This window comes from Pseudomonas sp. SCPG-7 (assembly GCF_002156405.1).
GTDB lineage: Bacteria > Pseudomonadota > Gammaproteobacteria > Pseudomonadales > Pseudomonadaceae > Aquipseudomonas > Aquipseudomonas parakoreensis.
This window is the reverse complement of record NZ_MVOO01000004.1, coordinates 172,903-187,109: the sequence shown is the minus strand read 5'-3', so window position 1 is coordinate 187,109 and position 14,207 is coordinate 172,903. Positions and strand designations below refer to the sequence as shown.

14 protein-coding genes are annotated in these 14,207 nt (G+C 61.0%); 7 read left to right on the top strand and 7 right to left on the bottom strand.

Going from position 1 to position 14,207, the window contains the following annotated elements; genetic code table 11:
- Positions 1 to 101 precede the first annotated feature (101 nt).
- Together B1722_RS10235 and B1722_RS10230 are read left to right on the top strand one after the other, a co-directional pair.
- Positions 102 to 653: a disulfide bond formation protein B gene (locus B1722_RS10235; RefSeq protein WP_041072011.1), complete on the top strand. Its 552-nt coding sequence runs from the start codon at positions 102 to 104 to the stop codon at positions 651 to 653.
- A gap of 186 nt (positions 654 to 839) precedes the next feature.
- Positions 840 to 1,298 carry an Rsd/AlgQ family anti-sigma factor gene (locus tag B1722_RS10230; RefSeq protein ID WP_041072012.1) on the top strand — a complete coding sequence of 153 codons (459 nt, stop codon included), beginning with the start codon at positions 840 to 842 and terminating at the stop codon, positions 1,296 to 1,298.
- A 77-nt stretch (positions 1,299 to 1,375) separates the two neighbouring features.
- Here B1722_RS10230 and B1722_RS10225 read toward each other — a convergent pair whose 3' ends face one another.
- On the bottom strand, positions 1,376 to 2,041 hold the full coding sequence (locus B1722_RS10225) for an FKBP-type peptidyl-prolyl cis-trans isomerase (RefSeq protein ID WP_041072013.1): 666 nt from the start codon (positions 2,039 to 2,041) through the stop codon (positions 1,376 to 1,378).
- Between the two features lie 192 nt (positions 2,042 to 2,233).
- On the opposite strand from B1722_RS10225, the gene B1722_RS10215 reads away from it, so the two are divergent.
- Positions 2,234 to 3,379 (top strand): AlgP family protein, encoded by a 1,146-nt coding sequence (locus B1722_RS10215; protein ID WP_086792382.1) that lies wholly within the window; start codon positions 2,234 to 2,236, stop codon positions 3,377 to 3,379.
- On the opposite strand, the gene B1722_RS10210 is transcribed toward B1722_RS10215, so the two are convergent.
- Entirely contained in the window at positions 3,376 to 3,840 is a 465-nt protein-coding gene (locus B1722_RS10210; protein WP_041072017.1) for a TIGR02444 family protein, read from the bottom strand. The genes B1722_RS10215 and B1722_RS10210 overlap by 4 nt on opposite strands.
- A gap of 50 nt (positions 3,841 to 3,890) precedes the next feature.
- Between B1722_RS10210 and B1722_RS10205 the strand changes: the two genes are divergently transcribed.
- From B1722_RS10205 to rhtB, 3 genes are all read left to right on the top strand, one after another.
- On the top strand, positions 3,891 to 5,801 hold the full coding sequence (locus B1722_RS10205) for an ATP-binding cassette domain-containing protein (RefSeq protein ID WP_041072019.1): 1,911 nt from the start codon (positions 3,891 to 3,893) through the stop codon (positions 5,799 to 5,801).
- Positions 5,801 to 6,382 carry a mechanosensitive ion channel family protein gene (locus tag B1722_RS10200; protein ID WP_003229371.1) on the top strand — a complete coding sequence of 194 codons (582 nt, stop codon included), beginning with the start codon at positions 5,801 to 5,803 and terminating at the stop codon, positions 6,380 to 6,382. The genes B1722_RS10205 and B1722_RS10200 overlap by 1 nt, the downstream gene beginning before the upstream one ends.
- A 152-nt stretch (positions 6,383 to 6,534) precedes the next feature.
- The gene (gene rhtB / locus B1722_RS10195; RefSeq protein ID WP_041072021.1) at positions 6,535 to 7,167 is read left to right on the top strand and encodes a homoserine/homoserine lactone efflux protein; all 633 of its coding nucleotides are present in this window, start codon (positions 6,535 to 6,537) and stop codon (positions 7,165 to 7,167) included.
- 188 nt (positions 7,168 to 7,355) lie between these two features.
- Here rhtB and B1722_RS10190 read toward each other — a convergent pair whose 3' ends face one another.
- From B1722_RS10190 to B1722_RS10170, 5 genes are all read right to left on the bottom strand, one after another.
- On the bottom strand, positions 7,356 to 8,099 hold the full coding sequence (locus B1722_RS10190; RefSeq protein ID WP_086792380.1) for a penicillin-binding protein activator LpoB: 744 nt from the start codon (positions 8,097 to 8,099) through the stop codon (positions 7,356 to 7,358).
- A gap of 3 nt (positions 8,100 to 8,102) precedes the next feature.
- Complete coding sequence (lpoB, locus tag B1722_RS10185) at positions 8,103 to 8,690, bottom strand: penicillin-binding protein activator LpoB (protein WP_003229365.1); 588 nt, start codon at positions 8,688 to 8,690, stop codon at positions 8,103 to 8,105.
- Positions 8,691 to 8,726: 36 nt separating this feature from the next.
- Entirely contained in the window at positions 8,727 to 9,101 is a 375-nt protein-coding gene (locus B1722_RS10180) for a YcfL family protein (protein ID WP_041072023.1), read from the bottom strand.
- 15 nt (positions 9,102 to 9,116) lie between these two features.
- Positions 9,117 to 10,511, bottom strand: coding sequence for a COG3014 family protein (locus tag B1722_RS10175; protein WP_041072025.1), 1,395 nt, complete (start codon positions 10,509 to 10,511; stop codon positions 9,117 to 9,119).
- A 214-nt stretch (positions 10,512 to 10,725) separates the two neighbouring features.
- Positions 10,726 to 12,117 carry a COG3014 family protein gene (locus B1722_RS10170; protein ID WP_041072026.1) on the bottom strand — a complete coding sequence of 464 codons (1,392 nt, stop codon included), beginning with the start codon at positions 12,115 to 12,117 and terminating at the stop codon, positions 10,726 to 10,728.
- A gap of 190 nt (positions 12,118 to 12,307) precedes the next feature.
- Between B1722_RS10170 and B1722_RS10165 the strand changes: the two genes are divergently transcribed.
- A complete protein-coding gene (locus tag B1722_RS10165) occupies positions 12,308 to 14,203 on the top strand; it encodes an FTR1 family protein (protein WP_086792378.1) in 1,896 nt (631 codons plus the stop codon).
- Positions 14,204 to 14,207 lie beyond the last annotated feature (4 nt).

Sequence of the window (14,207 nt, the reverse complement as noted above, 5' to 3'; positions counted from 1 at the left end):
TTTCCCTACACTTCTGGTGAACTGTCGCCAGAGCTCCGCCTTGAAAGGCTGACAAGCTTTCCTCTACCGTAACTGCCTGTCTCTACTGCTACGGAAAAGCCATGTCGTTGGCCTGTTCACGCTCCTTGTTATTCACGGCTTTCACTGCAGGGGCTATGGCCCTGGGAGCTTCCTATTATCTCGAGTATGCGGTCGGGCTGACGCCCTGCAGCCTGTGCCTGGCGCAACGGTTCTTCATGGCGTTGCTGACGTTGTGTTGCGGGGTGGCGGCAGTCCATGGCCCACGGCGTGTCGGCCTGTCGCTGTACTGGGGCGCCGCGCTTGGCCTGAGCCTGGGCGGGACGACGGCGGCCTGGCGACAGGTGTTGCTGCAGAGTGACCCGCTGATGCAAATGACCCGCTGCGCGCCTGATTCCGAAGCGTTGTTCAGCAACCTGCCCTGGTTGTGTGCCACGGTGCGGATGCTCAGAGGCGGTGGAGATTGCGCAGAAATTTCCTGGACACTGTTCGATTTGAGTATCCCCGAGTGGAGCCTGCTGTTCTTTGTGGCAATGTTCATCCTGTCTGTGTACCAATTGCTGCGGCTGGTCTGGAGCGCTCTGCAGCGCTCCCCCAGCGGCGAAGCGTCGCACCGCGCGCTGGTCAGGGATTAAACACTTGTATGAACTTTATCTCCTGCGTACCTTGAAGCCACAGGCGTGCGGGCATAATCTGGCCCGCACGTGTCATTGGATTTATGTTGCTCGATGACGCTCTGCCCGGTCCGCCTCCAAGCGATAACAGCCAGAAGAGGGGCGCGGGTGTAGAGCAGCATGACCCACAAGGGAAGAGAGATCGCCATGCTCGAAAGTTGTCAGAATGCTCAGGAACGCTGGGGTGGAGTTCATCTGCTGATCGACCGCTGGTTGCAAGAGCGTGAAGATCTGATCGGTGCCTACGACAAGTTGGGCGACAAGCCACAGGCTCTGTCCGAGAACCGTAAACCCTTGCTGGAATTCTGCGGTGTGCTGGTCGATTACGTCTCGGCCGGGCACTTCGAGATCTACGAACAACTGACCGGTGAAGCCAAGGCGTTCAACGACAAGCGCGGCCTGGAACTTGCCGAAACCCTTTACCCGCGTATCGACGTCATCACCGAAAAACTCCTCGCGTTCAACGACCTTTGCGATGCAGGCAAATGCGTCGCCGAGAAGTTCAAGGAACTGGGTGGCCTGCTGCACGAGCGCTTCGAGCTGGAAGACTGTCTGATTGAAGTGCTGCACACGGCACACAAGCAGGAAGATCCGGTTCAGGCCTGACAGGTTTCTCGCAGGCATAAAAAACGCGGTGCATCGAAAGTGCACCGCGTTTTTTTATGCCTGCGCGCCGGGTGCGATCAGCTCGTTGCGCCGCGCAACTCGACTTCAAACACCAGTGGTGTAAATGGCGCGATCAGATCGCCCGCACCGTCGGCCCCGTAGGCCTGATCCGATGGAATCACCAGCCGCCACCTGGCACCTACCGGCATGTTCTGCAGTGCGGTACGCCAGCCGGCAATCACACTGTCGAGGCTGAACCATTGCGGTTGAGTGTTCTGGTCGAACACCGTGCCATCCGGCAACCGACCGACGTACAGCACCTGCACTTTTCCATCGGGCCCGGCCTTGGCACCGGTACCCGGGGTCAGCTCGGTCAACAGGATGCCGTCGGCCAGTTCCTTTACGCCTGGCTTGGCTTTTTCGGCGGTGAGAAAACGTTGTTCGTTTTCCATCGCGGCATCGCTTGAAGGCAGCGTAGAGTGTTCGGCGTTTTGCGACTCGTGATCGGCGAGGATCTGCTCGATCCGTGCTTCGCTCAGTGCCAATGGCTTGCCTTGATAGGCCTGCTGCAATCCGTCGACCAACGCCTGAATCTGCAATTGCGGGACCTCTTGGCGCAAGCGCTCACCGAGGCTGGCGCCGAGGCTGTAGGCCAGATCGTGAGCATCGTTCGCGGTGGTTTTTTCGTCGGCGTGGGCGGCAGAAAAAATCATCCAGAGGGATAAAACAAGGTAGCGCGACATGGGCACACTCCGTCCTGAGATGCGGGCGATTATGCCAGCGCGAACGTCTGCAACGGTGAACTGCTTTTGTCTTTGTGCAGAACATTTTCGCTTCGTTGCAACGCAACGGTTTCGTTACTGTCAAGATGACCTAGCGGCGGTAACTGCAGAGGTCTAGTATGAGCCGCACTCACGTCAGCCAGGAGGTAAACCATGTCGGCCACCAAGAAGCCTGTAAACACTCCGTTGCACTTACTCCAACAACTCTCGGGCAGCCTGCTCGAGCATTTGGAAAACGCTTGCTCCCAAGCCTTGGCTGATGCTGAAAAACTGCTCGCCAAACTGGAAAAGCAACGCGGCAAGGCGCAAGAAAAACTGCACAAATCCCGCACCAAATTGCAGGACGCAGCCGCTGCCGGTAAAGCCAAGGCGCAGAACAAGGCCAAGGCTGCCGTCAAAGAACTCGAAGACCTGCTCGATGCGCTGAAGGATCGTCAGTCCGACACTCGTGGCTACATTCTGCAACTCAAGCGCGACGCCCAGGAAAGCCTGAAACTGGCCCAGGGTGTCGGTCGTGTGCAAGAAGCCGCCGGCAAGGCGTTGACATCTCGCGCAGCAAAACCTGCAGCAGTGCCTGCGAAGAAAGCGGCCGCGAAACCTGCGGCGGCAAAAGCGCCGGCGAAAACTGCTGCAGCCAAGCCAGCGGCAAAACCAGCGGCCAAGGCACCGGCTAAAACCGCCGCCAAACCTGCCGCCAAACCTGCTGCCAAAACCGCAGTTAAAAAACCGGCTGCGGCGAGCGCTGCGAAACCGGCTGCTCGTACTGCCGCTGCCAAACCTGCAGCGACAAAACCGGCTGCCAAGCCAGCGGCAAAACCTGCTGCGCGCAAAGCCGCTCCGGTAAAAACCGCTGCTGCTAAACCAGCTGCCAAAGTCGCGGTAAAACCGGCTGCCAAACCTGTCGCGAAAACCGCCGCTGCGAAACCGGCAGCAAAAACTGCGGCCAAACCTGCAGCAGCAAAACCTGCTGCCAAGGTTGCTGCCAAACCAGCGGCCAAGCCTGCTGTTAAAACCGCGGCCAAACCTGCAGCAGCAAAACCTGCGACCGCTGCGGCCAAGCCTGCTGCCAAACCAGTCGCCGCCAAGCCAGCCGCTAAACCGGCTGCCAAACCCGCCGCGAAAAAACCGGCCGCTGCCAAACCCGCGGCCGCCAAACCGGCGACTGCACCGGCTGCCAAGCCAGCCGCTCCGGCGCCGGCCGCTGCACCTGCTCCAGCCGCTTCTACCTCGACCACCACGACGGCGCCAACGCCAGCCGCTGCGTCGAGCGTCAGCAGTAACCCGACCAGCGCTTCCTAAGTGCCGGTTGCCGCGACGCGCAGCACTTGCAGCGCGTCGCGGTTCGGGCTGGCGGTCGATCCCGCCAGACTCTCGAGCCATTGCCCCGACGCTGAGACGTCATCGCGCGGCCAGTCCTGAGCGACCTGTTCCAGTTGCCACAGCAGATGCCGTTCGGCTTCCAGCTCCAGCGCTTTCATTTGTTCTCGCAACCCTTTGAGTACCGAATCTTCCTCGGCCAGGGTTTTCCATTGAGTGCGCAACGCACGCAGTGGCTGCACCACCTCCTGATCCCAAGGCCCCACCAGCTTTTTCAGCTGCTCCAGGCGCTGTTCGTCACAAGCTGCGCCACGTTGCTCAAGCCACAGACCACAGAGCAGCAGGCAGACATTGGCCCCCGCCGCTTGCAGTTGCAGGCAGGCAGGTTCCACGCCCGGTCGGGCGTAGGTGGCAAGGGAAAAGCTCCACAGGTCAGAGGACATCGTGCTACTCGCGCCAGTTGTGAGCGAAGCTGGTAGACTCCGCCGCCATTATGATCCGACTTCAGAACCTGACTTTACAGCGTGGCCCGCAACGTCTGCTAGAAGACGCCGAGCTGACCCTGCACGCCGGCCACAAAGCCGGCCTCATCGGTGCCAACGGCGCCGGCAAATCCAGCCTGTTCGCCTTGCTGCGCGGCGAGTTGCACCCGGACTCGGGCGATTGCCTGCTGCCGGCCGACTGGCGGATCGCGCACATGCGCCAGGAGGTCGACACCCTCGAGCGTCTGGCGGTCGACTATGTGCTCGATGGCGACCTGCGTCTACGTGAGGTGCAACGTGACCTCGCCGTCGCCGAAGCGGCCCACGATGGCACGGCGCTGGCCCGCCTGCACGCCGAGCTCGACAGCGCCGACGGCTATACCGCCGACGCGCGGGCGCGCAAGTTGCTCGCCGGTCTGGGTTTCACCAACGAGCAGATGGATCGTCAGGTAGGCGATTTCTCCGGTGGCTGGCGGATGCGTCTGAACCTGGCGCAGGCTTTGATGTGTCCGTCGGATTTGCTGCTGCTCGACGAACCGACCAACCACCTGGATCTCGACGCGATCATCTGGCTCGAAGAGTGGCTGAAAAGCTACCCGGGCACCCTGCTGCTGATTTCCCACGACCGCGACTTCCTCGATGAAGTGGTCGATCACGTGGCCCATGTCGATCAGCGCAAACTGACCCTGTACCGGGGCGGCTATACCGCGTTCGAGCGTGCCCGTGCCGAACGTCTGGCCCAGCAACAGCAGGCCTACGAAAAGCAGCAGGCGCAACGTGCGCACATGGAAAGCTACATCGCCCGCTTCAAGGCCCAGGCCACCAAGGCCCGTCAGGCGCAAAGCCGGATCAAGGCGCTGGAGCGCATGGAAGAGCTGTCGGCGGCCCACGTCGATTCGCCGTTCGACTTCGTCTTTCGTGAATCGACCAAGATCTCCAGCCCGCTGATCGACCTGTCCGATGCGCGTCTGGGTTACGGCGAAAAAACCATCCTGGAGAAGGTCAAGCTGCAACTGACCCCGGGTGCGCGGATCGGTCTGCTCGGGCCGAACGGTGCCGGCAAGTCGACCCTGATCAAGAACCTCGCCGGCGAGCTTGAACCGCTGGCCGGGCGCCTGACACGCGGCGAGAACACCGTGGTCGGCTACTTCGCCCAGCATCAGCTCGACTCGCTGGATGCCAAGGCCAGCCCGTTGCTGCACCTGCAGCGTCTGGCGCCGACCGAACGCGAGCAGACCCTGCGCGACTTCCTTGGCGGTTTCGACTTCCGTGGCGCGCGGATCGACGAGCCGGTACTGAATTTCTCCGGTGGCGAAAAAGCGCGTCTGGCCCTGGCGTTGATCGCCTGGGAGCGACCGAACCTGTTGCTGCTCGACGAACCGACCAACCACCTCGACCTGGAAATGCGCCTGGCGCTGACCATGGCGCTGCAGGAATTCAGCGGCGCGGTACTGGTGGTGTCTCACGATCGGCACTTGCTCAAGAGCACCACCGACAACTTCTACCTGGTCGCTGACGGCAAGGTCGAAGAGTTCGATGGCGACCTTGAAGACTACGCGCGCTGGCTGGTGGAATACCGTCAGCGCAACGCGCCGGTCAGCAACACGCCGGTTAACCCGGACAAAACCGACAAGAAGGCTCAGCGCCAGGCCGCCGCTGCATTGCGTCAGCAACTGGCGCCGCACAAACGCGAAGCCGACAAGCTCGAAGCCGAACTGGGCAAACTGCACGAGAAACTCGCCAAGGTCGACGCCAGCCTCGGTGACAGCGACATCTACGAGCCGGCGCGCAAGAACGAGTTGCGTGATCTGCTGGCCGAGCAGGCCAGGCTGAAAGTGCGCGAAGCCGAGCTGGAAGAAGCGTGGATGGAGGCGCTCGAGACGCTGGAAAGCATGCAGGCGGAGCTGGAGGCGCTGTCCTGATGGACGCGTTCAAGTGGCCATTGCCGGCGGTGTGGGTCGAGCCGATCTGGCTCGGCGTGCAGATTCTGCTGATCCTGCTGGCCGGCTATCTGGCCCAGCGCTTCGTTGCCAAAGGCCTGACCCGTCTGGGTGAGCGCTACCCGTTTCCGCCGCAGTTGCTGATGCCGCTGCGTGGCGGTCTGCGCTGGCTGATCATGGGCAGTGCGCTGATCTTTGTGCTGGAGCGCCTCGGCGTGTCGGCCACGGTGTTGTGGACGGCGCTGTCGGGTTTCGTCGCGGTGGCGGCGGTGGCGTTCTTCGCGATGTGGAGTGTGCTGTCGAACCTGCTCTGCGCGATCCTGATCTTCACCGTCGGCCCGTTCCGCCTCGGCGATGTGGTGGAGCTGGTCGACACCACTGACAAACCCGGGGTCAAAGGCCGGGTGGTGGCGATCAATCTGCTTTACACCACGTTGATCGAGGCAGAGGAATTGGGCACTGGCAGCGCCATGGTACAAGTGCCGAACAGCCTGTTCTTCCAGCGCTCGGTGCGGCGTTGGCGCGGGAGTGATGTGTTTCCGTCCAGCGGGTTCGAGAAGTAGTTTTCCAGACAGGATCAAAAGATCGCAGCCTGCGGCAGCTCCTGCAGGGATCGCATTTCAATGTAGGCGCTGCCGCAGGCTGCGATCTTTTGCTTTTAGGCCCAAACCGCATTAGCTTTGACGTCTGTCACGATTCAGAGTCGAGGTGTGCGATGGAGCTTCAAACATGGCTGGCATTCTTTGCCGCCTGCTGGGTGATCAGTCTGTCCCCGGGTGCTGGCGCCATTGCGTCGATGTCCAGCGGCCTGCAATACGGTTTCTGGCGCGGTTACTGGAACGCGTTGGGCCTGCAAGTTGGCCTGGCGGTACAGATTGCGATTGTCGGCGCTGGCGTCGGCGCGATTCTCACTGCTTCGGCCACTGCGTTCTATGCGATCAAATGGTTCGGTGTGGCCTATCTGGTCTATCTGGCGGTCAAGCAATGGCGTGCACTGCCCATGGACATGAGCGATGACGCAGCAGTCCGGCCGATCGGTAAACCGCTGGCGCTGGTGTTTCGCGGCTTCCTGGTCAACATCAGTAACCCCAAGGCGCTGGTGTTCATGCTGGCAGTGCTGCCGCAGTTCATCAATCCCCATGCACCGCTGCTGATGCAGTACCTGGTGATCGGCGTGACCATGATCTGCGTGGATCTGGTTGTCATGGCTGGCTACACGGGTTTGGCGTCCAAGGTGCTACGCCTGTTGCGCACGCCGAAGCAGCAGAAACGCATGAACCGCACGTTTGCCGGGCTGTTCATTGGCGCCGCTGCGTTCATGGCGACGTTGCGTAAAGCGGCGGTGTAAAGCGCGCGGGCACAAAAAAGGCGACCTGATGAGGTCGCCTTTTTTATCCGCCAAGACTTTGGAGTGACGCTCAATTGTGGCGAGGGAGCTTGCTCCCGCTTGAGTGCGCAGCGCTCACAAGCTTTTGGGTCTGCTTCGCAGCCCAGCGGGAGCAAACTCCCTCGCCACAGAACGCGTTCAGCCAAGAGTCAGTGCGAAATCACCGGCGCGGTATCACGCGGCAGGTTGTTGCGCTGCTGCGCCTCACGCGGCTGCTCGTAACCGCCGCCACCGAGCTGCATGCTCAGTTGCCCGGCGACGTCTTCGCCCAGCGCTTTCGACACTTCACGCACCACCCGCGGGCGGTTCAGCGAGATCTTGATGTCGCGGCCGTTCACCAGTTTGGTGTCCTGCGCTTCACCCATCGCCGTGAAGGCCGAGGTGATCTCGTAGGTTTTGGTGTTGATCAGGCTGAAATCCGCCACCAGCGTCAGACCCAGCACCGCCGAATAGCTGTCGGTGTGCGCCAGCTCGTTCATGTCCTGGGTGAAGTCGATGTCGGATACGGTGCCGAACAGCACGTAGTCGGCGCCTTTGAAGCTGCCGGCCTTGATGCGCTTGATCACGTCATAGACGTCACCCTTGGACGACGCGGTGTACGGCGTGCCCTGCACCAGCTGGAACATCCCGGTGCGCAGGATCTCGCCCTTGATGTCGCCGGTGAATTTACGCAGTTCACCCTGTTCGATGTAGCTGGTGGTCGCTTCCAGCTCGTTGTAGTTCGACGAACCACTGGAGCTGTAGTAACCCTCGCGGTAATTGTTCTGCGCCGAGACGATGTGGATGTACTGCTCCACACGTTCCTGATACGCCAGATCCGTTACCGTGACTTTCGGGGCCGCTTGCACGCTGAACGCGCAAGCCAGGGCCATCATGCCAATCCATGCGCGCATCAATTAACGCTCCGTGGTTTTGCGGATCTCTTTTTCGTCCATCCACTCGGCCAGACCGCTTTCGACGTCGATCAGTTGCAGGCTGAATTTGTAGAAGACGTCCTTGTAGTCGCTGCTGCGCTTGACGATCGAGCTGATCGAACCTTCCAGACGGTATTTGGCGGCGATCATGTTGCCGGTCTTGGCCACGGTGCTCTTCTTGTACAGGCCGCTCTGGTTTTGCAGCTTGAGCTGATCGACCTGGCTCTGCATCGCGGTGTTGTCGCTGGCGAAGCGGGCAGTGCCGGATTTCATCAGCTGAGTCTTGATGCTGGTGGTGATTTCGCGGGTATCGATGTACTCGCTGGTCTTGTTTTTCACGTCGTAGACCTGCACCACCGGGCGGCCCTGCAGAATGCCGGACTGGGCCAGGGAGCGGGTCATCGATTCGGCGATCATCTGCAGGTCGGTCGAACCGAATTCGTTGGTCACGGTTTCAACTGCTTTGGTGTCGCCGTAGCTGATGTTCTTGCTGCCCAGGGTCGGCGAGGTGTTGGCGCAACCGGAGGCCAGCAGGGCGAGGACAGCGATCAGGGAAAAGCGTGCAAACATGGGAATGCTCTCTAATACAGGAATAGGTTGGCGGGCTTAAGGCGTCTTGAGTTCGAGACGGAAGTCCACGGCTTTCGGGGTCGGGGCGATGCCTTGGATGAAGCTGGTCTGAGCGCCGTACATCATCTGGCTTTTCCAGACTTCTTCCTCGGCGACCGGAAAGCCTTCCGCACCGAGCCAAGCGAAGCGGTAGTAGAACGTCTTGTTGCTGTTGAGGGTGTTGGTCAACTGCACATTGACGGTCATGAAGCCGTTCTCACGGGCGACGCGCATGGCGCCGACCGCGATGTGTTTCTGCGGGCCCATGGCCACGACCTTGCTCGCGGCGCTGCCCGGCTCCGGCGGTGGCGGGGTGGCGCAGCCGCTGGCCAGGACGGCGAGGGCGGCAACGGCGAAGAGTTTGAAGCGCATGCAAAGACTCCGTTCTTAAGGTTGTTTGAGGCTGGCGACGTTGGTCGCGCCGACGCTCGGGATGACATGGGCGGCGACGCCGCCGGCAAATACCTGATTGCCCACCGCTCGCAGGCTGATCACTTGATAACGCTGATCGACGGTGACCTTGACCAGCGAACCGCCGACGGCGCTCGGCAGGCTGACTTGATGCTCGCCTTTCTTCAAGCGCAGACGCACCACTTGGGTATTGTCCGGCAGGGTGCGCCACGTACGGGTATCGGCACCTTCCAGCACGGCTGAAGAGATACCCACGGCCAGACCGGCCAGCGGATTGGTTTCGTTGATCTTCTTCTGCGCCACGCCTTTGGTGATTGCGCGCACGGTGGTGCGCACAATGATCCCCGGCATGTCATCGCGCAGGGCGCGGCGGGACATGGCGGTGGTGCTGTTGAGGGCCGTCAGGTTGACTTGCTGGCCATCGACACCGATCTGCGCGAACGGTGCGGTGGAGGTGTCAGGCTTGATGATCGGGAACGACAGTGGAGTGATCACCACATTGTTGGAGATCGGCAATGGCAGCGGCACGCGGATCGAATCGCGCGAAGGTGCCAGACCGCTTTGCACCACGATCAGGATGTCGCTGTCGTCGGACTTGCTCGGCTTGTCGAGGTTGACCAGCGCCTGCTCCAGCAGTGGGGTGTTCGGGCGCAGTTCGGCCGCCTTGCGGTAGCCCGGTGCAGCCAGGTCTTTCTCGCCCAGGGCTTCGTAGACGAAACCGGCCAGATAATGGCTGAACGCACTCTGGTAGCTGTTTTTCAGGCTGACCACTTCCGGCGCGTCGAGGCTGGCGACCGGGTAGCCTTGCAGATCCTTGTACTGAGTCTTGATCCCTTCCTTTTCGGCCTCTTCCTCACTCTTGAGGTATTCCTTGTCGCGCAGGTCGGCGATCACCGCTTCACGTTCGTGGGTTTTCTTGATCGCGGTGCGGGCGCCATCGAAGTCGTTGACGGCCAGCAGGTTGAGGGCCATCTGGGTGGTCAGCATGACTTTCTCGTAGTCGTAACCTTCGTAGCGACGGACCTTGTCGTTGACGATGAAGCTGCCGAACTGGGCCAGGTATTTGCCGGAGTCGAGCTTGACCGAATCCTCCCACTGACCGACCACCTGGTCGGCGCTGGTCCAGGCGTTCTGGCTGCCGGACAGGTCACCCTTGGCGCGCAGCAACTCACCTTTCTCGAAGTAATAGAGCAGATCTTTGTCGGGGCCGGTGTTGTTCTTTTCCAGCAGGGTCAGCGCGGCGTCGACGTTGCCGGTGGCCAGTTGCTGGTTGGTCTGGGCCAGTTCCGAATCGTAGTTGCGAAACGCCGAACAGCCTGACAGCAGAGTGACAGCGCTGAGCGCGATCAAGGTGGGAGTGCGCAATGCCATGGGGGTACTTCTTCCCTGAGCTAGTAACTGCATCAGCCGCCGGTGCTGGTCGGGCTGGTGTGACCCATCGACAGTGGCGCTGGCCTCCTGCCAATTCCTCATAACCAGAGGAGCTTTTATGCCGCGTCGCTATAGCGAGGGCGCGGCATTATAAGCGGGCGATGCTGGCCATGTAATAGCTTTTTAATCGCACTTGTTAGTTTGGTGCCATTACTTATTTCAGGCTGGATACTCGATTTTCCAGCGAGGTGCGGGACTGAAAAGCGCTGCCATTGGCGTAAATCTGTCCACCGAGCACGCGCAGGCCGATCATCTGCCGGTGCTGGTCGATACGGATCTTCAGCGGCGCCGTGGTATTCGACAGGCTGATCAGATGCTCGCCCTTTTTCAGGCGCAGGCGCACAACCTGCGTCAGGTCAGGCAGGGTGCGCCAGGTGCGGGTGTCAGCGTGTTCGAAATTGTCCCAGTGAGTCACGTAGGACGCCTTGCTCGGGTTGCGTCGATTGTCCGTGCCTTGAACATCTGCGGCGAGGAATGCCCGATAGGTCGTGCGCTGGATAATCCCGGGCATGTCGTCACGCAGCGTGCGCAAGGACATTTCGGTGATGCTGTTGACCGCGATCAGTTTCTTCTGGCGACCATCGATACTCACCTGACTGACCGGCGGGGTTGAGGTGTCCGGCACCATCACCGGAAACGAAATGTTGGCGACGATGACTTGCCCGTCTGCCAGCTTCACCGGGTACGGCACGCGTACTGAACTGCGGGCAGGTGCCAGCCCGCTTTGCACAATGATCAGCACGTCACTTTCATCGGCCTTGAGTCCGGGGCTGCCGAGGTCGCGCAGTGCCTGTTGAAAAAAGGCTACGTCCGGGCGCAGTTCAATGGCCTGACGATATCCGGGTGCGGCAAGATCCTTTTCACCCAGCGCTTCATAAGTGAAGCCCGCGAGATAGTGACTGAATGCACTTTGGTAACCGTTTTTCAGGGCAATCACCGCAGGCGATTCGAGCATTACCACCGGGTAGCCCTGCAGATCCCTGTAATGCACACGTGCGCCCTGGGCCTTGGCTGCTTCCTCGATTTTTTCGTATTCCAGCTCCCGTTGCCGAGCGATCAGCGCTTCGCGCTCGTGGGTTTTCTTGATGTCGGCGCGAGCGCCATCGAAGTCATTTAGCGCCAACTGATTGAGGGCCATTTGCGTGGTCAGCATGACCTTTTCATAGTCGTAGCCATCGTAGCGGCGCAGCTTGTCGTTGATGATGCTGCCCCAGTGATCGCCCATTGCTGCAAGCAACTTGTCACCAGTGGTCTGGATTGTGTCCTGGCGTTCGATAATCATCTGTTCGGCGCTGCGCCAGGTGGTCTGGCTTTGCGCAAAATCGCCGCCGGCACTCAGTACGGCGCCTTTTTCGAAGTAGTAGAGCAGGTCTTTTTCCGGGTCCGGATTGTTCGCTTCGATCACCGAAAGGGCACCTTCGATGTTGCCGTTTTTGAGCGGGGCGGTGGTCTGTTGCAGTTCCAGATCGTAATTGCGATACGCACCGCAACCGTTCAACTGCACAACGGTGGCGATCAACAGGGGTAGCAGCAAGCTATGGCGCATGAAGAGGGTTCGTCCTTGAGCAGCAAATGCAATGAGGTGGCGCAGTATAGAGTGCGGTAGTGGCCAAGTGATGCGTCCGTTTTCGCAGGTTCATGGCACCCGTCCCAGGTGGCGTACATCGACAACGCTTGAGTGAAAAGCGTTCGAAGTGAACAATATGTAACTTCGCATTTCCATTTGAGACTCATTCATGACTGCCGCGTCCCGATTTCTGGCCTGGCTGGTGTTCCCCTTGTGTGCCCTGAGCAGCTTCAACCTGCTGGCCGACACGGTGGAAGGCGCCCCGCAAGCGCTGCACCTGCTCGATTACATCAGCGCCGACTACCCGCCGACGGTTGAAGCGGGCAAGGTCGTCGACGACGGCGAATACCGCGAGCAGCTGGAATTCACCCAAGTGCTGCAAGGACTGATCGGCGGTCTGCCGGCCAAACCGGAGAAGGCTGCGCTGGAGCAGGGCGTCGAAGCTCTGCATGCGGCTATCACGGCAAAGCAGGATGGTGCCGACGTCGCCCGTCAGGCCCGGCAACTGGGGGCGAAACTGGCGGTGGCGTATGAGGTCAGCCAGGCGCCGATCATCACGCCGGATCCGACCCGTGGCGCGCCGCTGTATGCGCAAAACTGCTCGGTTTGTCACGGTGCCAACGGAGCCGGTGACGGTCCGGCGGGCCTCGGCATGGCGCCGCCACCGGCCAACCTGCGCGATGCCGCGCGGATGGATCATCTGAGCCTGTACGCGATCTACAGCACCCTCGGCCAAGGTGTCGAAGGCACCGACATGCCGGCGTTCGCCGATCAACTGGACGACCGTCAGCGCTGGGACCTGGCGACCTACATCGCCGGCTTCAGTGCCGACCCGGCCGCCGCCAAGTCCGACAAGACTTTCAATATCGCTGATCTGGCACGCCAGACGCCGGCCGAAGTACAGGCCGCCGAAGGTGCGCCAGTCGCCGCGACCTTCCGTGCCCAGCGCGCCCAGCCACCGCAGGTCAAACGCGGCCCGGCGCAATTGCTCGACTACACCGCCGCGACGCTGGACAAAAGCCTGGCGGCTTACCGCGCCGGTGATCGTGATCAGGCCTATGACCTGTCGGTGGCGGCGTATCTGGAAGGTTTCGAACTGGTCGAAAGTTCGCTGGATAACGTCGACGCCAACGTACGCAAGGACACCGAAAAATCGCTGATGGCCTACCGTCAGTCGTTGCAGGATGGTCTGCCGGTGGCGCAGGCCGAAGAGCGCCTGGACGCGGCCAAGGGCAAGCTCAAAGCGTCTGCCGAACTGCTTGGCAGCGATGGCCTGAGCTGGTCGCTGAGCTACATCTCCGGTCTGCTGATTCTGCTGCGCGAAGGCCTCGAAGCGATTCTGGTGCTGGCGGCGATCCTCGCGTTCCTGCGCAATACCGGCCAGCAATCGGCGGTGCGCAGCGTCAATGTCGGCTGGGGCCTGGCGCTGCTCGCCGGTCTTGGTACCTGGGCGCTGGCGGCGTATGTGATCGACGTCAGCGGCTCGCAGCGTGAATTGCTCGAAGGCGCGACGGCGCTGTTCGCCAGCGTGATGGTGCTGTGGCTCGGCGTGTGGATGCACGACCGGCGCCACGCTGCAGCCTGGCAGGACTACATCAAACAGAGTCTGGTGGGCGGCGGCGGGCGTTTCGGCTTCGCGATCCTCGCGTTCTTCTCGGTGTACCGCGAGTTGTTCGAAGTGATCCTGTTCTACGAAACCCTGTGGCTGCAGGCTGGCCCCGCCGGGCATGATGCGGTGCTGGCCGGTGGTGCGACGGCGCTGGTGCTGCTGATCGGTCTGGCCTGGGTGATCCTGCGTGGCTCGGCGAAACTGCCGCTGGCGCTGTTCTTCAGCATCAACGCTGGTCTGCTCTGTGCCTTGTCGGTGGTGTTCGCCGGGCATGGCGTGAAAGCGCTGCAGGAAGCCGGGATTTTCGGCACACGACCGGTGGCGTTCTTTGAATTCGACTGGCTGGGGATTCACGCCGACGCCTATTCGCTGACGGCTCAGGCCGTGGCGATTCTGGCGATTGTTGTGCTGTACGGGCGGAGTCGGATCGCGGAGAAGAAGCGGGTCACTGCTTAACAGC